This is a genomic window from Streptomyces sp. NPDC005574 (genome assembly GCF_040605435.1).
Taxonomy (GTDB): domain Bacteria; phylum Actinomycetota; class Actinomycetes; order Streptomycetales; family Streptomycetaceae; genus Streptomyces.
Map to the genome: position 1 here is coordinate 74,665 of NZ_JBEXCW010000007.1, position 23,193 is coordinate 97,857.

21 protein-coding genes are annotated in these 23,193 nt (G+C 73.9%); 13 read left to right on the forward strand and 8 right to left on the reverse strand.

The window, feature by feature from the left end:
* Window positions 1-141: 141 nt before the first annotated feature.
* The 4 genes from ABZT03_RS07555 (at window position 142) to ABZT03_RS07570 (ending at window position 2,894) form a co-directional block, all read left to right on the forward strand.
* Window positions 142-1,725, forward strand: coding sequence for a phage tail sheath subtilisin-like domain-containing protein (locus ABZT03_RS07555; RefSeq protein WP_356034868.1), 1,584 nt, complete (start codon window positions 142-144; stop codon window positions 1,723-1,725).
* 67 nt (window positions 1,726-1,792) lie between these two features.
* Window positions 1,793-2,236 (forward strand): phage tail protein, encoded by a 444-nt coding sequence (locus ABZT03_RS07560; RefSeq protein WP_356034870.1) that lies wholly within the window; start codon window positions 1,793-1,795, stop codon window positions 2,234-2,236.
* Window positions 2,236-2,739 (forward strand): hypothetical protein, encoded by a 504-nt coding sequence (locus ABZT03_RS07565; RefSeq protein ID WP_356034872.1) that lies wholly within the window; start codon window positions 2,236-2,238, stop codon window positions 2,737-2,739. Before ABZT03_RS07560 ends, ABZT03_RS07565 begins: the two co-directional genes overlap by 1 nt.
* Window positions 2,736-2,894 (forward strand): DUF6760 family protein, encoded by a 159-nt coding sequence (locus tag ABZT03_RS07570; protein ID WP_356034875.1) that lies wholly within the window; start codon window positions 2,736-2,738, stop codon window positions 2,892-2,894. Before ABZT03_RS07565 ends, ABZT03_RS07570 begins: the two co-directional genes overlap by 4 nt.
* Here the strand turns inward: ABZT03_RS07570 and ABZT03_RS07575 are convergent.
* Complete coding sequence (locus ABZT03_RS07575; RefSeq protein ID WP_356034877.1) at window positions 2,843-3,142, reverse strand: hypothetical protein; 300 nt, start codon at window positions 3,140-3,142, stop codon at window positions 2,843-2,845. The two genes, ABZT03_RS07570 and ABZT03_RS07575, sit on opposite strands and share 52 nt — an antisense overlap.
* Window positions 3,143-3,592: 450 nt before the next feature.
* Window positions 3,593-3,778, reverse strand: a complete 186-nt coding sequence (locus ABZT03_RS07580; protein ID WP_356034880.1) for a hypothetical protein — start codon at window positions 3,776-3,778, stop codon at window positions 3,593-3,595.
* Window positions 3,779-6,485: 2,707 nt separating this feature from the next.
* Here ABZT03_RS07580 and ABZT03_RS07585 point away from each other — a divergent pair.
* From ABZT03_RS07585 to ABZT03_RS07620, 8 genes are all read left to right on the forward strand, one after another.
* Window positions 6,486-6,926 carry a hypothetical protein gene (locus tag ABZT03_RS07585; RefSeq protein WP_356034881.1) on the forward strand — a complete coding sequence of 147 codons (441 nt, stop codon included), beginning with the start codon at window positions 6,486-6,488 and terminating at the stop codon, window positions 6,924-6,926.
* A 68-nt stretch (window positions 6,927-6,994) separates the two neighbouring features.
* A complete protein-coding gene (locus ABZT03_RS07590) occupies window positions 6,995-7,417 on the forward strand; it encodes a phage tail protein (protein WP_356034884.1) in 423 nt (140 codons plus the stop codon).
* Between the two features lie 13 nt (window positions 7,418-7,430).
* Window positions 7,431-8,153 (forward strand): peptidase M23, encoded by a 723-nt coding sequence (locus ABZT03_RS07595; protein ID WP_356034891.1) that lies wholly within the window; start codon window positions 7,431-7,433, stop codon window positions 8,151-8,153.
* Window positions 8,153-10,054 carry a VgrG-related protein gene (locus ABZT03_RS07600; RefSeq protein WP_356034894.1) on the forward strand — a complete coding sequence of 634 codons (1,902 nt, stop codon included), beginning with the start codon at window positions 8,153-8,155 and terminating at the stop codon, window positions 10,052-10,054. Before ABZT03_RS07595 ends, ABZT03_RS07600 begins: the two co-directional genes overlap by 1 nt.
* Window positions 10,055-10,148: 94 nt before the next feature.
* The gene (locus ABZT03_RS07605) at window positions 10,149-10,589 is read left to right on the forward strand and encodes a GPW/gp25 family protein (protein ID WP_356034896.1); all 441 of its coding nucleotides are present in this window, start codon (window positions 10,149-10,151) and stop codon (window positions 10,587-10,589) included.
* Complete coding sequence (locus ABZT03_RS07610) at window positions 10,589-12,550, forward strand: putative baseplate assembly protein (protein WP_356034899.1); 1,962 nt, start codon at window positions 10,589-10,591, stop codon at window positions 12,548-12,550. The genes ABZT03_RS07605 and ABZT03_RS07610 overlap by 1 nt, the downstream gene beginning before the upstream one ends.
* Window positions 12,551-12,581: 31 nt before the next feature.
* The gene (locus ABZT03_RS07615; RefSeq protein ID WP_356034902.1) at window positions 12,582-13,148 is read left to right on the forward strand and encodes a phage tail protein; all 567 of its coding nucleotides are present in this window, start codon (window positions 12,582-12,584) and stop codon (window positions 13,146-13,148) included.
* Window positions 13,145-14,785, forward strand: a complete 1,641-nt coding sequence (locus tag ABZT03_RS07620; RefSeq protein ID WP_356034905.1) for a zinc ribbon domain-containing protein — start codon at window positions 13,145-13,147, stop codon at window positions 14,783-14,785. Before ABZT03_RS07615 ends, ABZT03_RS07620 begins: the two co-directional genes overlap by 4 nt.
* A 57-nt stretch (window positions 14,786-14,842) precedes the next feature.
* Here the strand turns inward: ABZT03_RS07620 and ABZT03_RS07625 are convergent, their stop codons facing one another.
* The 4 genes from ABZT03_RS07625 to ABZT03_RS07640 all read right to left on the reverse strand — a co-directional run bounded on the left by ABZT03_RS07625 (window position 14,843) and on the right by ABZT03_RS07640 (window position 16,935).
* Window positions 14,843-15,352, reverse strand: a complete 510-nt coding sequence (locus tag ABZT03_RS07625) for a hypothetical protein (protein WP_356034908.1) — start codon at window positions 15,350-15,352, stop codon at window positions 14,843-14,845.
* Window positions 15,336-15,827 carry an RNA polymerase sigma factor gene (locus ABZT03_RS07630; protein WP_356034911.1) on the reverse strand — a complete coding sequence of 164 codons (492 nt, stop codon included), beginning with the start codon at window positions 15,825-15,827 and terminating at the stop codon, window positions 15,336-15,338. Before ABZT03_RS07630 ends, ABZT03_RS07625 begins: the two co-directional genes overlap by 17 nt.
* Window positions 15,828-15,940: 113 nt before the next feature.
* A complete protein-coding gene (locus ABZT03_RS07635; protein ID WP_356034914.1) occupies window positions 15,941-16,555 on the reverse strand; it encodes a class F sortase in 615 nt (204 codons plus the stop codon).
* Window positions 16,552-16,935, reverse strand: a complete 384-nt coding sequence (locus ABZT03_RS07640; protein WP_356034917.1) for a sortase-dependent protein — start codon at window positions 16,933-16,935, stop codon at window positions 16,552-16,554. Before ABZT03_RS07640 ends, ABZT03_RS07635 begins: the two co-directional genes overlap by 4 nt.
* Window positions 16,936-17,276: 341 nt before the next feature.
* Here ABZT03_RS07640 and ABZT03_RS07645 point away from each other — a divergent pair, with 341 nt between their 5' ends.
* Window positions 17,277-20,057 carry a hypothetical protein gene (locus ABZT03_RS07645; RefSeq protein ID WP_356034920.1) on the forward strand — a complete coding sequence of 927 codons (2,781 nt, stop codon included), beginning with the start codon at window positions 17,277-17,279 and terminating at the stop codon, window positions 20,055-20,057.
* 117 nt (window positions 20,058-20,174) lie between these two features.
* Here ABZT03_RS07645 and ABZT03_RS07650 read toward each other — a convergent pair whose 3' ends face one another.
* Window positions 20,175-21,365, reverse strand: coding sequence for a spermidine/putrescine ABC transporter substrate-binding protein (locus ABZT03_RS07650; protein WP_356034923.1), 1,191 nt, complete (start codon window positions 21,363-21,365; stop codon window positions 20,175-20,177).
* Between the two features lie 189 nt (window positions 21,366-21,554).
* Entirely contained in the window at window positions 21,555-23,003 is a 1,449-nt protein-coding gene (locus tag ABZT03_RS07655; protein WP_356034926.1) for a gamma-aminobutyraldehyde dehydrogenase, read from the reverse strand.
* Window positions 23,004-23,193: the final 190 nt, after the last annotated feature.

A 23,193-nucleotide genomic window follows, 5' to 3' on the forward strand; every position in this document is an offset into this window, starting at 1 on the left:
CGGCGGGACGGGAGGGCGTGACGGACTGCCCTTGCGGGCAGCGGAGTTGCCCCCGGTCCGGCACCGGCGGACGTTTCGTCCGGCGCCCGCGCGCGTGAGGCTTGGAGACGTTCCTGTCTCGTACCCCGAGGAGAGCAGAGCATGCCGTCCTACCTGTCGCCCGGCGTATACGTCGAGGAGGTGGCCAGCGGCTCGCGTCCCATCGAGGGAGTGGGCACATCGGTCGCCGCCTTCGTCGGACTCGCGCCCACCGGTCCGTTGAACGAGCCGACGCTGGTGACCAACTGGACTCAGTACGTCGCGGCCTTCGGTGCCTTCACCGACGGCTACTACCTCGCGCACTCGGTCTACGGCTTCTTCAACAACGGCGGTTCGGCGGCCTACGTCGTGCGGGTCGGCGGCTCCGCCGACGGCGCCACCGAGGGTTCCTCCCCGGCCGCCGCGCTGAACGGTTCCGCCGCTCCGGCCGCGCTGCCGCCGGGTGAGCCCAAGCAGCTCGGCACCTTCTCGGTGACCGCGATCGCGGGCGGTTCGCTGAGCGTCGAGGTCGCCGACCCCGAGGGCGAGGGCCCCGCCGAGCGGTTCCGGCTGATCGTCAAGGACGGCGACAAGGCCGTGGAGACCTTCGACGTCAGCGCCAAGAAGGGCGGCCGCAACTACGTCGTCACGCAGGTGAAGGAGCGCTCGAAGCTCATCACCGTGCAGGAGGCCGCGCCGGCCGCGCAGCTCGTCCGCCCCGACAACCAGACCGTGGCGCTCGCGTCCCCGGCCACCGCCCAGGCCCCGGCCGTGCCGGCCGCCGAGGACGACGCCCACCCCGGCCCCGCCGAGTACCTCGGTGACTCCGCCGACCGCACCGGCTTCGGCGGCCTGGAGGCGGTGGACGAGATCTCGATGGTCGCCGTCCCCGACCTGATGGCCGCCTACCAGCGCGGCGCGATCGACCTGGAGGCCGTCAAGGCGGTTCAGCTCGGTCTGATCGCGCACTGCGAGCTGATGGGCGACCGCGTCGCGGTGATCGACCCGCCGCCGGGCCTCAACGCGCGCCAGGTGCGCGTCTGGCGCCAGGAGACGGCCGGCTACGACTCCAAGTACGCGGCCCTGTACTACCCGTGGATCAAGGTCTTCGACCCCGCCTCCGGGCAGTCCCGGGTGATCCCGCCGAGCGGTCACGTCGCCGGCATCTGGGCCCGCAACGACTTCGAGCGCGGTGTGCACAAGGCGCCGGCCAACGAGGTCGTACGCGGGGCGGTGGACCTGGAGATCCAGATCACCCGCGGTGAGCAGGACCTGCTCAACCCCATCGGCGTCAACTGCATCCGCGCCTTCCCGGGCCGCGGCATCCGCGTCTGGGGCGCCCGCACCATGTCCTCGGACCCGGCCTGGCGCTACCTGAACGTGCGCCGGTACTTCAACTACCTGGAGGAGTCGATCCTCCTCGGCACCCAGTGGGTGGTCTTCGAGCCCAACGACCACGCGCTGTGGGCCCGGATCCGCCGCAACGTGTCGGCGTTCCTCGTCAACGAGTGGCGCAGCGGTGCCCTCTTCGGCCAGCGGCCGGAGGAGGCGTACTACGTCAAGTGCGACGAGGAGACCAACCCGCCGGAGTCGGTGGACGTGGGCCGCGTCATCTGCGAGATCGGTGTCTCGCCGGTCAAGCCCGCCGAGTTCGTGATCTTCCGGCTGGCCCAGTTCTCCAGCGGTGGCGGGGAGCTGGAGGAGTAGGCCCGGCCTGCGCCCCGGCCGCACGCGATCGTCAGAAGCCTTAGAAGGTTAGAAGGACAGCGAACAGATGACTCTCACCCAGGGTGACTCCCTTACCTCACATAATTTCGGTCTCCAGATCGACGGGGTGATGGTCGAGTACCTCACGTCGGTCGACGGCCTCAACATGGAACAGGACGTCATCAAGAGTCCGCAGAACTCCTCGCAGGGCCGGCCCGAGATCACCCTCATGCCGGGTGTGCAGAAGGACGGGCAGGTCACCGTGGTGCGCGGGATGACCATGTCCTCGGCGTTCACGACGTGGATCAACGACTCCATCGCCGGCCGGATGGGCACGGCCCGCAAGAACGCGTCGATCATCATGATGGACTACGAGTACAACCCGGTGAAGCGGTACAACATGCGCCGCGCCTGGTGCAGCAAGATCTCCGCCAGCACCCTGAAGGCCGGCGAGGCGTCCGCGCTCACCGAGACCGTGACGATCGTCTTCGAAGAACTGGTCATCGAGTAATGCGCCGTACGGCTGCCAGGGCGGGCGCGGGCCCGATCGTGGACGTCCCGGCGCCGGAGGCGGCGCAGGGGCCGGAGCGGACCGCCGCACCGGCGCCCGCGCCCGCCCCGGCGCCGGTCCCGGCGGCGCAGCCGCTGCGGACCGAGTTCCCCTTCGAACTGCCCCGCGGTTACGTCGACGACGCGGGCACCGTCCACCGGGACGGCGTGATGCGCCTGGCGACGGCCCGGGACGAGCTGATCCCGCTGCGGGACGTGCGCGTCCAGGAGAACCCCGCCTATCTGTCGGTGGTCCTGCTGGGCCGGGTCATCACCCGCCTCGGCACGCTGGCGATGGTGCACGACGGGATCGTGGAGAACATGTTCGCCTCCGACCTCGCGTTCCTCCAGGACTTCTACCGCCAGGTGAACGCCGAGGGCCACACCCGGGCGGCGGTGGAGTGCCCCCACTGCTCGGAGCCCTTCGAGGTGGAACTCGGCGGGAGCCGCCTGGGGGAATCGTGACGTACGCGACCGACCGGCTGCACGAGGAGATCGCGTACGTCGCCTACCACTTCCACTGGAGCCTGGAGGAGATCCTGGACCTCGAACACGAGGACCGCCGCCGCTACACGCAGCAGATCGCGTCCCTGGTGACGCGGGCCGGGTCGGAGGGCTGACCGATGGCGTTCCTGGACCGGCTGCGCAGGCGTACGGACACGACGACGGCCACGACGGCGGCACCGCCGTCGCCGGCCGGCGCCGCCGCGCCCGCGCCCACACCCGTGTCCGCGGGCGGCGGACCCGTGGTGGCCGCCTCCTGGTCGGGGCTGCCGCCGATCCAGCGGGCCATGACCGAGGGGCGGGCCTCCGTCGCGGACGCCCGGTTCAGCGGGCGGCTGCCGACCTGGCAGAACCCGTCGTTCATGGGCACGGCGTCCCACGCGGTGCTGGACGGACGGTCCGGCGCGATGCTCGGCGAGCCGGCCCACGCCCCCTCGGGCCGACCCGTGCAGGGCCTCGAACGCCCGGCGGGCTCCCTGCCGTCGGGCGGCGCCGAACCGCCCGTGCAACGCGCCCCGGCAGTGCCCCTGCGGGCCCTCCCGCACAGCGGACCGGTGTCACCGGGACACCCCTCGCCCTCGGAGACCCCGACGCGGACCACACCCGTGCCGGTCGGGAGAGGCGGCGGGGCGGGTCCCCGCGCGGGTGCGGCCCGTGGCTCGGTGGCCGCCGCTGCCTCCCGGACGAGTGCGCCGTCGGGTACGCCGGCTCCTCCCGCCGGGGTGAGCGGTCCGGGCGGACCCGCGCCCGCCGTCCAGCGGGCGGTCGCGGGCGGTCCCGGCACCTCGGTCTCTCCGATGGCTCCTCCGGCGGTTCAGCGGTCACAGGTCGCTCCGGGCGCCTCGGGGGCCTTGCCGGGGCCGGCTGCTTCGGCGGCTTCCGGGACCCCGGTGGGTCCGGGGGCCTCGACGGCTTCCGGGCCTTCGGCTGGGTCCGTGCCGTCGTCCGGCGGCGGGTCGGCGTCCGCGCCGGCTCCGGTCGCCACGACGGGTTCGGCCACCGCAGCGGTACGCCCGGCCGTGCGCCCCGCCTCCGGTCTCCGGGTCACTCCGGTGCCGGCGCAACAGCCTTCCCGGGCACGGTCCCTGACGACGGTTCAGTCCGCGCCGCACGCGGTACAGCGGCGGACGCTGCCGGTGGCGCGCCGGGTGCCCGCCCCGACAGGCGGTACGGCACCTGGTGCGAGCGGGCCGTCGGCGGAGAGGTCCGCCGGGAGGCCGACGGAGGCGGGTGGAGCGGAGGTTCACCCCGCCGCGCCCGCTTCCGCGGCAGGTCACACCCCCGTCCAACGGGCCGTGACTCCACCCGGTGCGGGTACGGCGGAGCGTCCCCCCACCCCGGTGACCGGCGGCGCCCCCGACACCCCGCGGCGTTCTTCCGGCGGCGGTGGTACGGCAGTTGGTGGCGCACCGGTTCAGCGTGCGGTGACCCGGCCGACCGGCGACGGACGTCCGGCGGCCGGCGGCCCGCTGCCGCCCTCGGGCACGACCGGCGCCCTGCCTTCCGCCTCCGGCGACCGGCCGGGCGGGCCGACGCAGGCTCCCGCGGCTCCCGATGCGACGAACCCCGGTGTGGGCGCGGGGCAGCCCTCCGTGCAGCGACGCACACCGTCCGGATCCACGTCCGGCTCGGGTTCCGCGTCCGACTCCGGTCAACCAGGAACTTCCCCGGCCGCTCCGGGGGCCGTAACCCGGTCGGCGCCCCCGGTGAGCCCGACGGCGGCTCCCGCTCCTCCGTCCGCTGTCGCTCCGCGCCGAGCGGCCGCCGGTTCCGGTGGATCGGCGCCCGCCGTCCAGCGCCGGGCCGTGTCCGACTCCGGTTCGGCAGCCGTTACGCCTTCTGCGGCCCCGCGCACGGCCGACGCCGGGTCCGGCTCCGTCGGGCCGCTGCCCGCCGTCCAGCGCCGGGCCGTGTCCGACTCCGGTTCGGCAACCCCTACGGCTCCTGCCGCCCCGCGCACGACCGGCGACGGCCCCGGCTCGGTCGAGCCCCTGCCCGCCGTCCAGCGACGGTCCGAGTCCGACTCGGGTTCGGCAGCCGCTACGCCCCCTGCGGCCCCGCGCACGACCGGCGACGACTCCGGCTCCGTCGGGCCGCTACCCAGCGTCCAGCGGCGGGCCGTGTCCGACTCCGGTTCTGCGACCCCTACGGCCCCTACTGCCCCTACCGCCCCCCGCACGACCGACACCGGCTCCGGCTCCGGCTCCGGCTCCGGCTCCGGCTCCGGCGCGACCCTGCCTCCTGGCCGGCGCCGGTCGACGGCCGACTCCGGGTCCGTCCCGGTCGCCCCCGCGGCCCCGCGTCCGGCGAACCCCGGTGACGGCTCCCGGTCCACCGTCCAACGCCGGCCGTCCACCGGCGCCCCCGCCGCTCCGGCAGCCTCGACGGCCCCGACGCCCCCCGCGGTCCCCCGTACGACCGCCACCGGGTCCGAAACCGGGCAGCCGCCGGTCCAGCGTCGACCGGCCGCCACCTCCGGCCCGGCTGCCCCCATGACTCCCGCCGCCGCACGCACGACCAACTCGGGCACCGGCACGGGTTCGGGCTCGGGCGCAGCGCAGCCCACCGTCCAGCGCCGAGCCACCTCCGACTCCGGCCTGCCTCAGCTCTCGCCGCCCGGCGGTGGGGCGAGCGGCCCGACGCCTCTCACCGCCCCCGCCGCCCCGCACGGGACGGGCACCGGTTCCGGTGACGGGGCGCCGCCCGTCCAACGCCGCCCGGTGTCCGCGTCGGGAGACGGCAGCCGTATCTCCCCGCCCGCGCAGGCACCGAACCCTGCCGACAGCCCCCCGACGGCCGCCGGTTCCGCGCCCGCGCCCTCCGCCGGTGCCCGTCCCGCACCCGGTGCCGTACAGCGCGCGGCGGTCGCCCCGAGCCCGGCAGGCACCCCGGCCTCGTCCGGCGCGCGGCCCGGACACGCCCCGAGCGTGGGATCACCGCGTCCCGCCTTGACGGCCGTGCAGCGCGCGGCCGTTGGTCCTGAGCACTCGGCAACGACCGCTCACCGGCAAGTGACCGGCGCCGCCCCCGCCGACTCTTCGCATCCGGTGGCGAGTTCCACCCCGTCGGCCGCCGCGCCCCCGGCCGCCCGCTCCCACGGAGTGACCCCTCCCCTGCAGCGCAGCGCCTCCGGCCGCCCCTCGCGGCTGGGCCTCGGCCCGCCGATCGCCTCGCAGCCGGTGACCCCCGCGAACCCGCCGACCCGGCCGACCCGACCGGCTGCGCCGCCGGCCAACTCGGCATCCGGGCAGCCCCGTTCGGTGGACGTCTCTCTCCCCGTCCCGCCGTCCGGCACGTCACCGGTCGTTCAGCGCGCCGCCGCACCCTCCGGGCCCGGCCGCCGTCACTCTCCCCTGGGCGCCCCCCTGAGCAGCCCGCCCGCCGACGCGACTCCTCTCCCGGCGGCCCCGTCCGGCCGTACGGCACCGCCTCCCGCGACACCGGGACAGCCGGCGGCCTCCCGCTCCGCCCCGGCACCCGCGCCGCCCACCCCAGCCATGCCTCAGCTCACCTCAACACCCTTGGCAACACCGGCCGTTCAGCGCCAGGCGGCTCCCACCCGGGTGGTCCCTCTGCGCCACCTAGCGCCCCCCGTCGTCACCACCGCCGGCACCGCTCCCCTCCCCGTCGCTCCGCTCACCCGCTCCTCGCTCCCCGTGTCGGCGCCCCCCGCGGTCCCGGGCTCGGCGGCCGCTCAGGCACCCGTCGTGCAGCGTCTGTGGAACCGGAGCAAGAAGGAGGCGAAGGCCACGCACAGGCCCGCGGTCCGGACCTCGGCCACGGGCGCCCTCGCGGCCGCCGCCGCGGCCACCGTGCACAGCACGCTGCCCCTGGTGCCGCACCCGCCCGCGCGTGAACACCGGGCCGACCCGCCACCGCCGTACACGCCGCACGGCAGCACGTCCCAGCAGGCGCCGCCCCCGTACTCGCCCCCGGCGCGCACGTCGTCGTCCGCGCACGCGCCGACGCCACCGCCGCCGCCGGAGTACACGGCGGTCCCGGCCGGTGGTTTCGACCCGCGTGAGCTCACCGACTTCCAGCTCGACGAACTGGTGCACCGGATCATCGGCCGTATCACCCGGCTGATCCGCACCGAACTGCGCATGGACCGCGAACGGATCGGCAAGCTGCGCGACCCCCGCCACTGACCGGCCCCCGGCGCACCCCGCCCCACCGGCAGGAACGACAGCACGAACGACAGAAAGGCCCACCCGCGATGCCCCGCCAGGACCCGGGCTCCACCATCTGGTTCACCCTCAGCATCGACGGCGAGAGCCTCGGCTACTTCAACGGCTGTGAAGGGCTGTCGTCGCAGGTGGAGATCGAGCACCGCCAGGAGGGCGGCAACAACGGCTTCGTCTGGCAGCTGCCGACCCGTGTCACCTTCTCCACGATCCGGCTGACCCGTCCGCTCACCCCGGACACCACGAAGGTCGCCAAGTGGATCTCGTCCGTGCAGACCGGGATCAAGCGGCCGACCGCGCAGATCTCGGCGCTGCGCGCGGACGGTTCCGAGGTCGCGCGGTGGGGGCTCATCGAGGTGCTGCCGGTCAGCTGGACGGGGCCCAGTCTGGACCCGGCCAACCCGGCCGTCGCGACGGAGGTCCTCGAGATCGCCCATCACGGGTTCACGGACTGAGGGGGCGACCGACATGGCGACAGGCAGCAAGGGCGCGGGCAAGAGTCTGGTCCGCGCCACCCTCGGGATCCATGAGCCGCCCGTCGGGGGCAGCACCACGCCGGGCGGGATCATCAAGACGTTCAGCTTCGACTTCAACCCCTCCCAGCTGTCGCTGACCCGCCGCGCGCAGTGGAAGGCCACCCCCGCACAGATCGAACGCGACGGCTCCCTCCCGGAGTTCATGGGCGCGGAGCCGCGGGAGATGAGCGTGGAGATCTTCCTCGACTCCTCCGACAAGCCGACCAGCAACACGGTGCTGAAGAAGGTGGAGTCGCTGCTCGACTGCTGCGAGGTGACCACCAAGAGCATCGCCGCCAAGCAGCCGTCGCCGCCCTGGGTGGTCTTCCAGTGGGGGTCGTTCTCGACGGCCCGCTTCACGGCGTACGTCAGTTCCGTGGAGGCCGCCTACTCGCTGTTCGGCACCACCGGTGTCCCCATCCGCGCGACCTGCCGGCTGCAACTGCACGAGATACCCAGCAAGACCAAGGGGCAGAACCCGACGTCGGGAGCACTGACCGCGCAGCGCGTGCACCGGGTCGTGGCGGGCGACTCGCTCCAGTCGCTGGCCTGGCGGGAGTACGGCGACGCGAGCGCGTGGCGCTCCATCGCGGACGCCAACGGCATCGACGACCCGGGGCAGTTGCGCAACGGCGTGGAACTGGTGCTGCCCGCCGCCGACGAGGTGCGCGGCTGATGCCCAGGTACGCGTTCTCCAACGTCATCGGGGTCAAGCTCGGCGGCGCCGACCTGCCGTCCGAATACGCCCGCGGCCTGGTCGAGAGCTGGGTCGACCAGGGCGCCGGGGTGCCCGCGGCGTTCCGGCTGACCTTCCGCGACCCCTACCGGCAGATCCTCGGCAAGCTGGGGGTCACCTTCGGCACGAAGGTCGTCCTCACGCCGATGGCCGACGGCCAGGGCGCGGGCGATCCCCTGCTGACCGGCGAGGTCACCGGCCTGGAGGCCGACTACGACGGCACCGGCACCTTCACCGTCATCCGGGGCTACGACTACGGGCACCGGCTGCTGCGCCAGCGCCGGGTGGCCGCGTACCGCAACCAGAGCGCGGCCGACATCGCGCGCAAGCTGGCCGCCCAGGACGGGGTGCCGATCGGCCGTATCCAGTCGACGAAGACGGTGTACGACTTCATCAGCCAGTCCAACGTCACCGACTGGGACTTCCTCGCGCGCCTCGCCGACGAGAACGAGATGGTCATGTCCGTCGACGCCGACGGGAAGTTCCAGTTCGTCGAGCCGAAGCCGTCGTCCGGGGCGCCCTCGCCGAAGACCGAGGGTGACAAGAGCCCCTTCGTGCTCCAGGCCGGCCACGACATCCTGCGGCTGCGGTCCGCGGTCACCGCCGCCGACCAGGTCGCGAAGGTCGAGTCGCGGGGCTGGGACGTCACGACGAAGAAGAAGATCACCGCGACCAGCCCGGGGAACTCCAACCCGGGCATCACCATCGGCACCACGCCGGGCGCGGCGGCCGGCAAGTTCAAGGCGGCCAAGCTGGTCGAGACGGGCACGCCGTACGACAAGCAGAAGGAAGTGACGTTCGCCGCCGACGCCCTCGCCGACGACGTCACCGGCTCGTTCGCCGAACTGGAGGTCGTCGTCCGCGGAAATCCCAAGCTGCGCCCCGGAGTTCCGGTCGCGCTCGCGGACGTGGGAACACCCTTCGAGGGCAAGTACACCGTCACCTCCGTACGGCACGCGTTCGGCGACGGCAAGCACTACGAGGCGTGGGTGACGGTCAGCGGACGCCAGTGGCGTTCGCTGTACGGGCTCGCGTCCGGCGGCGCGGACACCGCACCCCGGCTGCCCAGCGTGGCCAACGCGCTGGTCACCGACGTGAACGACCCGCTCAAACAGGGCCGGGTCCGGTTGCAGTTCCCGTGGCTGGACGACACCTACGTCAGCGACTGGACGCGGACCGTGCAGATGGGCGGCCTCGGCGGCGGCGGGATCTTCCCGCTGGACGTCAACGACGAGGTGCTGGTCGCGTTCGACCGGGGCGCTCTGGACCATCCGTTCGTGATCGGCGGGCTCTACAACGGCCGGGACAAGCCGACCGTCGTCGGTGACGTGCCGCTGCACGACACCGTGCGCAAGAAGGCCAGCCGGCACACCGTCTCCGACCGGGAGGGCAACCGGATGGACCTGCTCAGCCAGAAGACCGGCGGGCGCAAGCAGGGCGTGCGGCTGATCTCCGGGGACAAGCAGCTGACGGTCTTCCTGGACCGCACGAAGACCGAGATCGTCGTGGACAGCAAGGGCTCGGTCACCATCAAGGGCAGCCGTTCGGTGTCGGTCGAGGCCGGCACCGACCTCACGCTCAGCGCCCGGCGCAACGTGACCATCAAGAGCGGCGGACTCCTCAACATCGAGGGCCGCGGCATGGTCAACGTCAAGTCCCTCACCGGTGGGGTGATGGTCGACGCGATGGGCGCCCTGAACCTGAAGGCGGTGGGTGCCGCGACGCTCACCGCGGGCGGCGCCGTGCAGGTCAACTCCATCGCCAACGTGGGCATCCGGGCCGTCACCCTCACGCTCCAGGGTGCCGTGCTGGTCAACGCCAAGCCGTACCCGCTCCCGTGAACGGGTTCCGTACCGGCGTCGGCTGTGTCAGGTGCGTCTGCTGTGTCAGCTGTGTCAGCTGTGTCAGAGAAACGGGAAGGCGGGTGGCCCACTGATGGCCGAGCAGTTCGTCGGGTCCGGCTGGTCGTTCCCGCTGCGCATCGGGCCGACCGGCGGTATCGCCCTGGTCAGCGGGGAGCGGGAGGTCGAGGAGGCGATCCGGCTGGTCCTGTCGACGGCGCCGGGCGAACGCCCGATGCGCCCCGACTTCGGCTGCGCGATCCACGACCTGGTGTTCGCGCCGGTCAACGAGCAGACCGCGGGCCGCATCCAGCACGAGGTGTACGTCAGCCTGGACCGCTGGGAGCCCCGCATCGAGGTCGACGACGTCGAGGTCAGCACCGGTGACGACCAGAGCGTCCTGTTCATCGACGTCCGGTACTCGATCCGCGGCACCAACAACCCGCGCAGCCTCGTCTTCCCGTTCTACGTCATCCCGTCCCACGACGAGCCCGACAGTCCCGGCGCGGGCGACTCCACCGAAAGTGACCGCTGATGGCCCTGCCCTCACCGAACCTCGACGACCGCCGCTTCCAGCAGTTCGTCGACGACGCCAAGCGCTACATCCAGCAGCGCGCCCCGGAGTGGACCGACCACAACGTCTCCGACCCCGGCGTCACCCTCGTCGAGACGGTCGCGCACATGGCCGACCAGATCGTGTACCGGCTCAACCGGGTGCCGGAGAAGAACCATCTGGCGTTCCTCGACCTGGTCGGGATCACCCTGTTCCCGCCGTCCGCCGCCCGCACCGACGTGACGTTCTGGTTGTCGGCCCCGCAGGAGGAGACCGTCCCGGTGCCGGTCGGCACCGAGGTCGCCACCCTGCGCACCGAGGGCGAGGAGGCGGTCGTCTTCGCCACCGAGCGTGAACTGAACATCGTGGCCAGCGAGTTGCGTCATCTGCTGGTGCAGGAGCAGGGCCGGCCGGTGGTCGACCGGACGCACGACCTCGCCGAGGACGACAAGGACCTGCTGTGCTTCGCGGAGTCGCCCTCCCCCGGCGACTGCATGCTGCTGGGTCTGAGCGCCGCCGTCCCGCACTGCGCGCTCGCCCTCGACCTGGACAGCCGGGTGGACGGCGTCGGCGTCGACCCGCGGCAGCCGCCGCTGGTGTGGGAGGCGTGGACCGCGGACGGCTGGCAGTCCTGCGAGGTGGACCGGGACGGTACCGGCGGCCTCAACCGCCCCGGCGAGATCGTGCTGCACGTCCCCGGCGGGCACGTCCTGTCCCGCAACGCCGGCCAGCAGGCCGGCTGGCTGCGCTGCCGGGTCACCGAACCCCTGCCCGGCCAGCCCTTCTACACCACCTCGCCCACCATCCAGGCCGCCGAGGCGTTCACGATCGGCGGCACCACGACGGCCGTGCACGCCGAGACGGTGTACGACGAGGCGCTCGGCGAGTCCACCGGGCTGCCGGGGCAGCGGCTGCGGCTGGAGCACGCGCCCGTGGTCGGCGACACCCCGCCGGTGCTGTTGCAGACCGCCGAGCACGAGGGCTGGACGGACTGGGAGGTCGTCCCGCACTTCTCGGCCTCGGGACCGGAGGACCGGCACATCACACTCGACGCGACGACCGGCGAGATCGCCTTCGGCCCGGCCGTGCGCGAACCCGACGGCTCGCTGCGCCAGTACGGCATGGTCGCCCCCAAGGGCTCCCCGGTCCGCGCCCGCCGCTACCGCACCGGCGGGGGCCGCGCGGGCAACGTGGCGCGCGGCGCCGTGCAGATCCTGCGGACCTCCATCCCGTACGTCTCGGAGGTCGTCAACCGGGAGGCGGCGCGCGGCGGTGTGGAGGGCGAGACCGTGCAGGAGGCGAAGGTCAGGGCCCCGATCACCCTGCGCGCCCAGGAGCGGGCGGTGACGCTGCGCGACTACGAGGAGCTGGCCCGCCGGGCCGCGCCGGAGACCGCGCGGATCACCTGCCTGGAGGGCGAGGAGGGCGAGCACGGGGCCTACGCGGTACGGGTGCTGGTGGTGCCGCAGGCGGTGCCGGACCCCGGTGGCCGGCTGCGCTTCGAGCAACTGGTGCCCGGCGACGCCCTGTTGGACCGCATCACCCGTCACCTCGACGAACGCCGGCTGATCGGCACCCGGCTCGCGGTCGGGCCGCCGTACTACCAGGGCGTCACCGTGGTGGCCTCCGTGCACGCCTTCCGGGGCGTCGACACCGACCGGGTGCGCCGGCAGGCCCACGACGCCCTCTACCGGCACCTCGACCCGCTCACCGGCGGCGCGGACGGCAGGGGCTGGCCGTTCGGGCGGCCCGTGCAGGCCGGCGAGGTGTTCGCGGTGCTGCAACGCGTCCCCGGTGTGGAGCTCGTCGACGAGGTCGTCCTGCACCCCGCCGACCCGCTGACCGGCAAACGCGGCGAGGCGACCGACCGCATCGACCTGTCACCGCCGTCCCTGGTGTTCTCCTTCGACCATCGCGTGCGCGTGATCGGGGAGGGCGCCTGATGACCGGCGGCCCGCGCCCCGGGAGCCTCGGATGAGGGGCTCCGTCGACGGCCTCGGCTCGTCCGCGCCGATCGGCATGATGCTGCCCGCCGTGTTCGCCGACGACGACCTCGCCATGCGTTTCGTCGCCGGGCTCGACGAGGTGGTCGCGCCCATCCACAGCGTCCTCGACTGCCTGGACACCTACTTCCGGCCGTCCCTCGCACCGCTCGACTTCACCCAGTGGCTGGGCAGTTGGGTCGGCGCCGAGACCGACGGCACCGAACCCGAAGCGCTGCTGCGCGCCGCCGTGGCCGCCGCCGCGTATCTGCACCGCATCCGCGGCACGCGGCGCGGCCTGGCCGAGGCGGTCCGGCTCGCGTTCGGCGTGGAACCCGAGATCACCGAGAGCGGCGCGGCCGACTGGAGCGCGCGCCCGCTCGGCCCGGTTCCCGGCGAACCGCGCCCCCGTCTGCACGTACATCTGCGGCTGCCCGAGCCGACCCGCGCGGACCATCACCGCCTGGACAGCCTCGTGGCCGCCGCACGCCCAGCCCATATGCCGTACACGGTCCAGGTGACCGCCGGCGCACCCGCCGAAAGGACCCCGGAGAGATGACGACCACCCAGAACTGCGCCGACTGCGGCACCCGCGCGGAACCTGGCCAGTCGTTCTGCGACGCCTGCGGGGCCGTCCTCAGCTGGACGGACCGGGCGAACGCCCGGGCGTCGACCGGGGCTTCCGGCGCGTCCGCCGCGTCCAGTGCGCCCGAAGGTGCGTCCGGCGGCGCGTCCGGCGCGCCGGCCGGCGACGGGGCGGCGGACAGTGACGGGAGTGGGCCGGACGACTCCGCCCCCGCCTCCCGCCCGGCGCCCGCCGCGGCGGACTCCCGTGCTGCTTCAGGCAGTTCGGCCTCCCCCGACGCCTCGGCCTCCCCCGACGTCTCGGCCTCCGCGCCCGGCGAGGGTCCCGGGTGGGACGCCTTCGCTCGGTCCGACGGCGGCGTCGGACTGGCCCGCACCCAGCGCGACCTGCTGGGCGCGAGGACGGCCACGGCGGAGCCCGGCACGGCCACGGCCGCCCCCGCCGCCCCGACCGACGCCGAGGCCGACGCAGACCCAGGCGCAGACGCCGAGACCGCGCCGGTGCGGACGGACGCGGGCAACACGCCCTCCTGGGCCCGCTCGCACACCGCCGCACCCGACGCGCCCCCCGTCGCCAGGGACGATCGGGCGGCCGGCGCCCACCCCGACACGCTCTCCGCGGCCGCAGGACCCGCCGTCGACGAGACCGCCGACACCGAGCCCCTGCGCCCCGCCGACCCGCGCCCCGCCCGGCTCCCGGGGGACGGCGACGACATGGCCGACCGGGCCCGCCGCCTGCTCGTCCCGGTGGACGACCCGGAGCCCCGCCCCGCCGCCGCCCCCTCCGTCGCGCCGGTCCTCCCCGGCCGTCCGGCCGCCGCGCGCCCGCAGGTCGTCAGGGCCCCGGGCGAGGAACTCGGCGCGGACGGTGGCATGCCCTGCCCCTGGTGCTCCACCCGCAACCGGCCCGAGCGGCACTTCTGCGCCCGGTGCGCGATGCCCATGGCCGGCCACGGGCCCACGCCGGGCCGTCTGCCGTGGTGGCGCCGGCTCGGCTTCCGCAGCCGGGAGGTGCCGTGGGCGGGCGACCGCCCGCGCCTTCGCCGTACCTTCGACCGGGTCCTGTCCTGGGTGGCGGGGGCGGTCGTCCTGACCCTGCTGATCGTGCTGGCGTTCAACATCCCCAAGGGGGTCCAGGCGACCCGCGACCACTTCGCCAAACGCGCCTGGGTGGCCCCGGACAGCGTCAGCGCCTCCCGCTCCTACCCCGGCCACAAGCCCGACCTGGCCTTCGACCAGGTCAGCAACACCTGGTGGGGCCCCGGGGTGTCCGAGTCCGGCAAGGGCCAGTGGATCGAGGCCCGCTTCGACGAGCCGACCCGGCTGCTCGACCTGATCATCACGCCTGGTGTCTCCTCCCGCGCCGACCAGAACTCGAAGGCGGCCCTTCCGCACCGGCTCCAGGCCGTCATCACCACGGACAAGGGGAAGACCCTCACCCGGAAGATCGTCCTCGACCAGGGGGCCGGCGGTCAGCTGCGCGCCTTCCGGGTCGGGGCGGTCACCAAGGTCCGCTTCGTCATCGAGTCCGCCCACCGGGCGTCGCCGAGCAAGCAGGTGTCCATCGCCGAGATCGAGTTCTTCGGACCGTCGAGCGCCAACTCCTCCTGACCCCCGACGCGACGAGGTGCCGGCACCCGATGGGGCGGGCACCTCGTGGTCGTGCTCTCAGCGCCGGCCGGTGGTCGCGGACGGGACGCCGGCCTCCTGGCGAGCCGAGGACCGCGTGGGAGCGGCGGGGGTCGGTGCGGTCGACGGCTCCGCCGACACCGAGAGAGCCGGCGCCGTGGGCATGCGGGACGGAACCTGCCGGGCGGTCGTCGCGGCGGGCCCGGGGGACGGGCTCCGCGTGTCCGGGACCGCAGCGGCCGGCGCGGACGGCGCCGGCCGCCCTGACGGCGCCGCCGGGCTGCTCGCGGGCGGCGGGGCGAGCGGCACCACCGGGGAGGCCGGTCTGCCGGACGCCGTGAGCCGCAGCGGCAGCACGACACACGCGGCGACCGCGCACACCACGCCGGCCCCGGCCGCGGCGCGGCCCAGCCGGCGGCGGGCGGCGCCGCGCCGGATCGCCTCGTAGCGCCCGGCCGGCGGGCCGAGATAGCCGGAGGCGGGCCGCAGAATGACGGCGAGCGGGTCGTCGGGGTCGAAGTCCGGACCGTCGTCAGACTGTGTGATCAAGACTTCTCCTCAGGTGGGCGCGGAGCAGTTCGCGGGCCGCGTGGAGGTCGGCCTTGACGGTTCCTTCCTTGCGCCCGGTCAGCGCGGACACCTCCCGGATCGGCATGTCAGCGTAGTAGTGCAGCAGGATCGGCACGCGCAGCCGTTCCGGCAGCGACTGCACCAGCAGGCGGACCGACGGATCGGCGGGTTCGGCCGGCGGCCGTACGGCGGCCTCGTGGGTGGCGCGGTGCACGGCCCGGCGTTCGCGCTCCAGCTTGCGCCAGTGGTCGCGGACGAGGTTGGCCGCGGTGACGTAGAGGAACCCGCGGGGCTCCGCCACGGCGGTCCAGCGGGCCCAGAGCCGGGTGAACGCCTCCGAGGCGATCTCGTGGGCCGTCTCGTCGTCGTCGACCAGGCGGCGGCACCAGCCGGCGAGGCGCGGGTAGAGGGCGGCGAACAGTTCGGACGCTGCCTTCTCACGGGACCGTTTCAACGCTCTCCATGGTCGTGGGGGGTGGCACGCGCGGGCGCCGGTGGGCGCTCGCACAGGAGGAGCCCGGGCCGGCGGCGTACGTTCCGCCGGCCCGGGAACCGTGTGCCGTCGGGTCAGGGGCTCGCGGACGCCGGCGCGGCGAACACGATCACGTTGTCGAGGTATCCGGCCCCGCTGCGGGGGCCGCCGCACGTGATGAGCCGCAGCTCCGGACGGTCCACGTCGCCGTAGACCGCGCCGGTCGGGAAGTCCGCCTTGGCGACCGTGCGGACGGAGGTGACGGCGAACTCCGCGCGGTCACCGTTCTCCAGACGCGCCACGACGCGGTCGCCCCGGCGCAGCTCCGCCAGGTGGCGGAACACCCCGTCACCGTAGGCGCCGACCGTGACATGGCCGAGGATCACCGACGGGCCGACCTGGCCCGGCGTCGGTGAGTGCCGGTACCAGCCGGCCCGGTCGTGGGCCTCGATCGGGGGCACCTGCATGCTGCCGTCGGCCGCCAGCCCCAGCCGCATGACGGGGGTGTCGACCCCGATGGCCGGGATGCGCAGCCCGACCGGCACCGAGCGCGCGAGGGTCCGCGGCGCGGCCTTCCCGGCGGACCGGGAGGGCGCCGGCGTGCCGGTGGAGTGCGCGGTCTCGGGCCGGTCGTTCTCCTGGCCGGCGCAGCCCGCGAGGAGCGAGGCCGTCGCCGCGGTGACGAAGGCGCGCCTGGAGAGGGAGGTCATTCCCCGGTCGCCCGCCGGCGCCGTACGACGAGGACGGCCGCGCCACCGACGGCGAGCGCCGCCGCCGCGCCGCCGCCGACCGCCGCGGCCGGCGTCCCGGACCCCTGCGACGTGGGCGCCACACCGGTGTTGGGCGCCGTGCTCGGTACGACGGACACCTGGGCCGGTGCCGGCGTGGCCATCCGGGTGGGCGCGGCGCTCGGGGCCTGCGAGGCGGCGCGGGTCTGCGCGGTGCTCGGCACCGGGCTGGCCGCCCGGGTCGGCGCGGCGCTCGGCCGGGTGGTGGCGGCCGGGCTCGCCCCGTCGGCGAACGCGGGCACGGTGCCGGCCAGTACGGCGGTGGCCGCGAGGGCCAGGGCGCTCAGGACAGTTCGGCGCATGGATCGCTCTCTTTCGTCGGTCCGCCCACCCGGTGGACGGGCGGGTCGGGTTGGGGATCGAGCGGAGAGACGAGGCAGCGGCCCGACAGGTTGTAAAGAGATGGCAAAGTACGCGAGGGTGCCGAGGGCCGCGCGCGGACGGCGAGTTCGGCAGCCGTCCCTCTCGGCCACGGCCCCTCGCCGGCGCCCGCTCGGGCACCCGTGATGACTCGATTCCTGTCCCGCGAGGGCAGGTTTCCCCGGCACAGGCAACCCACAGGTCCCGTTTCGCTTCCTTCGGGGCGCGAGGGGCTCCCGGCACCGACGCGGCGCCCGCGCTCGAAGTGTGAGGAGGGGACCCTTTGAACCGCACCCGGCGCATAGGTGTCACCGCCGTGGCCGTGCTCGCGGCCCTGGCGGGCTCACCGGGGCTGGCCCAGGCCCAACAGTCGCCGCATCCCCGGTCGTTGGCAGTGGACGCGGACAGTCCGCTGCCACCGGGCTGGCACGTCACCGGCAAGGGCGTGACGCGTGAACTGGTCTGGCGGTCGGACCGGCGCGTCCCCGTGGGTGACGCCCGCGTCGAGTTCCACGCGGGCGGCCGGCTGCTCGGTGCGCCGAAGGCCGCCGGGGACGGCCGCACGTTCCGGCTCGCGCTCACCGACGCCACCCCGCTGAAGGATCTCCAAGTCCTGGCCGCCGGACGCCGGTTGGACGCGTCCACGGACGCCGCCGGCCGGAAGCCGAACGACTCCGCGGTGGCCGTACGACCGCCGGCCCGGCTGCCGGCGAACCCGGTGGACCCGGGCAGGCCCGGCGCGTCCCGCACCGCCACCGGCGAATACACCCTGGACTCCGTGAAGTTGCCGGGCTTCGCCCAGCCGGTCGAGATGCGGGCCGTCGTCGTGGCCCCGAAGGGCGCCAGTGGCAAGCGGCCGCTCGCGCTGTTCCTGCACGGCCGCCACGCCACCTGCTTCAAGCCGGGCGGCACCGAGGACGACGTGACCATCGACTGGCCCTGCTCGCCCGGCACCCAGCCGATCCCGAGCTACAAGGGCTACCTGGAGGACCAGGAACTGCTGGCCTCCCAGGGCTATGTGACGGTGTCGATCTCGGCCAACGGCGTCAACGGCCAGGACGGCGACGCCGAGGACGCCGGCGCGCAGGCGCGCTCCTCCCTGGTGCGGCAGCACCTCGCCACCTGGGCCCGCTGGGCCGCCCACCCGGGCACCGCCCCCGCGGGCGTACCCGACGCGGCCGCCGCCGACCTCTCCCGCGTCCTGCTCGTCGGCCACTCGCGCGGCGGCGAGGGCGTCAACCGGGCCGCGATGGACAGCCTCTACCCGCCGCCCGCCGCGCAGGACGGCTACCGGGGCCCCGTGCGGTGGAAGATCCGCGGGACCGTCCTCATCGGACCGACGATCTTCGGCCAGAACCCGGTCGCCGACGTGCCGTCCACGACGATCCTCCCCGGCTGCGACGGTGACGTCTCCGACCTCCAGGGCGAGGTGTACACCGACGGCACCCGAGGGGTCAGCCGCGGCACCGCCCTGCACAGCTCCGTCTACGTCGTCGGCGCCGACCACAACTTCTTCAACACCGAGTGGACGCCGGGCAAGTCCCAGGCACCGTCCTCCGACGACTTCTACAACGACCCGGACAGCCCGCCGGACCCGGTGTGCGCCCCGGGCACCCGCACCCGGCTGACCGCCGACCAGCAGCACCGGGCCGGCGCCACCTACATCGCCGCCGCGGCCCGGCTGTTCGTCGCCGGTGACGACCGGGTCCGCCCGCTGCTCGACGGCACGGGCCGGCGCGCACCCTCGGCCGACCCGGCCCGCGTGCTCACCCACGCGGTGGGCGCCCGTCGCACCGGCGGCCTCCTGCCCGACGCCCCGGGGACGAAGGTGACCGGCGGCAGGCTGTGCTCGGCGGTCGACCCCGACCCGGCGGTGGCCTGCCTCGCACCCGAGACCAAGGGCTCCTCGCCGCACTTCGCGTCGTGGGCGACCGAGAAGGAGGCCGGCCGCCGCGCGGTGGCGCTGAAGTGGTCCGCGCCCGGCACGGTGACCACGGTCCGCCCCGCCGCACCGGTGTCCCTCTCCGGCTCCAGGAGCCTGACGCTGCGCGTCTTCGTACCGCCGAACACGACCGGCACCAAGCTGGACGTGGCCGTCACCGACTCCTCGGGACGCCGGGCGAAGCTCGGCCGGGTCCGGGTCGACGGACTGCCCGGCACCGGGCGCACCGCCTCCTACTGGGCGCGCGAGGTGCGCGTCCCGCTGACCGCGGCCACTCGCGCCCACCTCGACCTGAAGCACGTCACGTCCCTCGCGCTGACCCCGCGTTCACCCTCGGGGCGGGCCTGGCTGATGGACTCCTGGGGCTGGGCCCCCGGCACCCCGGCGGTCAGGGCGGCGGCGCTGCCGCGCGTCGACATCGGCCGCCTCACCGTCCAGGAGGGCGACTCGGGCACCCGTACCTACCACGTGCCGGTCCGTGTCTCCGGGCACGGCACCGGCAGGGTCCGCTTCTCAGTCCTGGACCCGGACACCGGCCGGGCCCGGGACAAGCTGGTCACGGTGCGGCCGGGCAGCACCCCGATCGACGTGCCCGTGGTGGTGAAGGGCGACACGCGCTTCAACTACGACAGGGAGCAGGACCTCGTCGCGAAGGCCGTGCACGGCGCCGTGGTCGGCTCGTACGTGGGCGGGGTCACCGCCCTGAACGACGACCCCGCACCCGAGGTCACCCTCACGCCGGTCACCGACCGGGTGACCGAGGGCGGGACGCTGACCTGGCGGCTCGCCCTCTCCGAACCCGCCGACGTGGACATCTGGCAGCCGATCCGGGTCGTTCCGGTCACCGAGGGCGCCGAGCTGTCCACCAAGGACGTCGACCCGCAGTGGCTGATGGACTACGCCGGTGACGTCCCCGACCCGGAGCGCCCGCTCTCCCGGGCGAACCTGTGGGTGTGGACGGCCGTCCCGACCGGCTCCACCACCGCCGACTTCATCGTGCCGACGGTGCAGGACCACCTGACGGAGCCCACCGAGTCGGTACGCCTCGCCCTGACCGACGACAACGCCGACCCCCTCCCCGGCCGCCCCACCCTGACCGGCACGGTGGAGGACACCCCGTAACCACCACCGCGCCGGGGGCGTGGACAGGCAGGCCGAGTGCCCCTGTCCACGCCCTCGTCCGCGTCCGGCGCCCGCGCGTGCCCCGGGGACCCGGTCGCGGAGGCCGCCCTCCACCGCCTACAGCCCCACCACCGCGTTCCACCGCCTGGCGAACTCCACCCGCTCCGTCGACGTGATGTCCCGGGCGATGGCCAGCCGGCCGCGCATGGTGTCGTCCGGGAAGATCAGCGGGTTCTCGGCGAGGGCCGCCGTGTCCTTGTCGCCGGACGCGGCGAGGACGTCACGGGCGGCCGGGACGGGGCAGACGTAGTTCACCCAGGCGGCCAGTTCGGCGGCGGCCTCGGGCTCGTAGTAGTAGTCGACCAGCCGCTCGGCGTTGGTCTTGTGGCGGGCCCGGTCGGGAATCATCAGGGAGTCCGACCACAGCTCGGCGCCCTCCTCCGGCACGACGAAACGGATGTCGGGGTTGTCCGCCTGGAGTTGGATGACGTCCCCGGAGTACGCCTGGCAGGCCAGCACGTCTCCGCTGACGAGGTCCTTGGTGTAGTCGTTGCCGGTGAAGCGGCGGATCCGGCCGGTGGCGACGTACTTCTCGACCTGGTCGACGACGCGGTGGAAGTCGTCCGCCGTCCAGGCCGTGATGTCGACTCCGTCGCCCTGCATGAGGAGCGCGAACGCCTCGTCGAGGCCCGACAGCAGCGTCACCCGGCCCTTCAGGTCGCTCGCCCACAGATCGGAGACCTGGCGCAGCTCCCGGCCGAGCCTGCGGCGGTCGTAGGCGATGCCGGTGATGCCGGACTGCCACGGCACGGTGTGGCGGCGGCCCGGGTCGAAGGCGGGTGAACTCAGCAGCGGGTCCAGGTACTTGGTCACGTGCGGCTGACGGGCCCGGTCCATCTCCTGGACCCAGCCGAGCCGGACGAACCGCGCGCACATCCAGTCGCTGACGACGATCAGGTCCCGGCCGGTCTGCTGGTGGTTCATCAGCGCCGGGCTGATCTTGCCGAAGAACTCGTCGTTGTCGTTGATCTCCTCGACGTAGTCGACGGAGATCCCGGTGCGCTTCCGGAAGGCGTCCAGCGTGGGCCGGGCGGTGCTGTCCTCGTCGTCGGTGTCGATGTACAGCGGCCAGTTCGCCCAGGTCAGCCGCTTGTCGCTGGCGGAGAGGTCGGCGCCTGCCCGGTCGCCCGGCGCCACGTACGCGCCGGGCACCCCGCAGCCGGCGAGCGCGCCGAGCACCCCACCCGCTCCCAGCGCGCGCAGCACGGTCCGGCGGGTGGGCGAGGAGGTGGTGCGTGTCGGGCGCATGGACGCAGCTTGCCGGGGAGCCGGGCGCCGGACAATCGACGCTGCGTCGAGCAGAACCGGCCGCACCCGACACCCTGTCGATCACCGGCGCCGCGGAGAACGGCGAACGGCCCCCGGTCGAGGGACCGAGGGCCGAACGCACGCGGCGGCGTGACGCCGCACCCGGACCGCGGCCGGCCCGGTGGAGCGCTACGCGTCGAGCGAGGTCATGACGTGCTTGATCCGCGTGTAGTCCTCGAAGCCGTAGCCCGAGAGGTCCTTGCCGTAGCCGGACTTCTTGAAGCCGCCGTGCGGCATCTCGGCGACCAGCGGGATGTGGGTGTTGATCCACACACAGCCGAAGTCGAGCCGCTTGGACATCCGCATCGCACGGCCGTGGTCCTTGGTCCACACCGAGGAGGCGAGGGCGTAGTCGACGCCGTTGGCCCACTCGACGGCCTGGTCCTCGTCGGTGAAGGACTGCACGGTGATGACCGGGCCGAAGACCTCCTTCTGGATGATCTCGTCGTCCTGCTTCAGCCCGGAGACGACGGTCGCCGCGTAGAAGTAGCCCTTGTCACCGACCCGCTGGCCGCCCGCCTCGACCTTGGCGTGGGCGGGCAGCCGCTCGATGAAGCCGCTCACCTGCTGGAGCTGGTTGGGGTTGTTCAGCGGGCCGAAGAGCACGTCCTCGTCGTCCGGCTGCCCGGTCTTCGCCTCGGCGGCGGCCTTGGCCAGCGCGGCGACGAACTCGTCGTGGATGGCCTCCTGGACCAGCACGCGGGTGGCCGCCGTGCAGTCCTGACCGGCGTTGAAGAAGCCCGCGACGGAGATGTCCTCGACGGCCTTGGCGATGGCCGCGCTGTCGAGGTCCCCGAACACGACGACCGGCGCCTTGCCGCCGAGCTCCAGGTGGACCCGCTTGAGGTCCTTCGACGCGGACTCGGCGACGGACATGCCCGCGCGCACCGAGCCGGTGATGGAGGCCATCGCCGGGGTCGGGTGCTCGACCATGAGGCGGCCGGTGTCCCGGTCGCCGGTGACGACGTTGAAGACGCCCTTGGGCAGGATCGAGCCGACGATGTCGGCGATCAGGACGGTCGAGGCGGGCGTGGTGTCCGAGGGCTTCAGGACGACCGTGTTGCCGGCCGCGATCGCCGGCGCGAACTTCCACACGGCCATCATCATCGGGTAGTTCCACGGCGCGACCTGCGCGCAGACGCCGACCGGCTCACGGCGGACGATCGAGGTGAGCCCCTCCATGTACTCGCCGGCGCTGCGCCCCTCGAGCATCCGGGCCGCACCCGCGAAGAAGCGGATCTGGTCGACCATCGGCGGGATCTCCTCGGAGCGGGTCAGCCCGATCGGCTTGCCCGTGTTCTCCACCTCCGCCGCGATGAGTTCCTCGGCGCGCTCCTCGAAGGCGTCCGCGATCTTCAGGAGGGCCTTCTGCCGCTCGGCCGGGGTCGCGTCGCGCCAGCCGGGGAAGGCGGCGGCCGCAGCGGCCATGGCGGCGTCCACGTCCGCCTGTCCGGACAGCGGGGCGGTCGCGTACGCCTCGCCGGTGGCGGGGTTGACGACCTCGGTGGTCCGTCCGTCGGCGGCGTCCCGGAACTCACCGTCGATGTAGTTGCGCAGACGACGCAGCTCGGTGCTCACTGCCGGCCTCCTGTCGGTTTCTGACTGCTGGGGGTGTCCATGTGATCCGTGTCCACTCACGGGGAGTGTCCACTCACTGAGACACCCACCCTAATCGGCAGGCCCGCGTTTTCAACACCCCCGCTCACCACCTCGCTGCGAAATCCGCAGGTCTCGGTCACGTAAACAACGAATTTCATTGGTGCGGCCT

Excerpts from the sequence above, each read along its gene's own strand:
- ABZT03_RS07605 (WP_356034896.1), top strand. The coding sequence starts at position 10,149 with ATGGCCGAGCAGTTCGTCGGGTCCGGCTGGTCGTTCCCGCTGCGCATC.
- ABZT03_RS07610 (WP_356034899.1), top strand. The coding sequence starts at position 10,589 with ATGGCCCTGCCCTCACCGAACCTCGACGACCGCCGCTTCCAGCAGTTC.
- ABZT03_RS07575 (WP_356034877.1), bottom strand. The coding sequence starts at position 3,142 with ATGAACGACGGGTTCTGCCAGGTCGGCAGCCGCCCGCTGAACCGGGCG.
- ABZT03_RS07600 (WP_356034894.1), top strand. The coding sequence starts at position 8,153 with ATGCCCAGGTACGCGTTCTCCAACGTCATCGGGGTCAAGCTCGGCGGC.
- ABZT03_RS07620 (WP_356034905.1), top strand. The coding sequence starts at position 13,145 with ATGACGACCACCCAGAACTGCGCCGACTGCGGCACCCGCGCGGAACCT.
- ABZT03_RS07650 (WP_356034923.1), bottom strand. The coding sequence starts at position 21,365 with ATGCGCCCGACACGCACCACCTCCTCGCCCACCCGCCGGACCGTGCTG.
- ABZT03_RS07640 (WP_356034917.1), bottom strand. The coding sequence starts at position 16,935 with ATGCGCCGAACTGTCCTGAGCGCCCTGGCCCTCGCGGCCACCGCCGTA.
- ABZT03_RS07565 (WP_356034872.1), top strand. The coding sequence starts at position 2,236 with ATGCGCCGTACGGCTGCCAGGGCGGGCGCGGGCCCGATCGTGGACGTC.
- ABZT03_RS07590 (WP_356034884.1), top strand. The coding sequence starts at position 6,995 with ATGCCCCGCCAGGACCCGGGCTCCACCATCTGGTTCACCCTCAGCATC.
- ABZT03_RS07595 (WP_356034891.1), top strand. The coding sequence starts at position 7,431 with ATGGCGACAGGCAGCAAGGGCGCGGGCAAGAGTCTGGTCCGCGCCACC.
- ABZT03_RS07615 (WP_356034902.1), top strand. The coding sequence starts at position 12,582 with ATGAGGGGCTCCGTCGACGGCCTCGGCTCGTCCGCGCCGATCGGCATG.
- ABZT03_RS07635 (WP_356034914.1), bottom strand. The coding sequence starts at position 16,555 with ATGACCTCCCTCTCCAGGCGCGCCTTCGTCACCGCGGCGACGGCCTCG.
- ABZT03_RS07555 (WP_356034868.1), top strand. The coding sequence starts at position 142 with ATGCCGTCCTACCTGTCGCCCGGCGTATACGTCGAGGAGGTGGCCAGC.
- ABZT03_RS07560 (WP_356034870.1), top strand. The coding sequence starts at position 1,793 with ATGACTCTCACCCAGGGTGACTCCCTTACCTCACATAATTTCGGTCTC.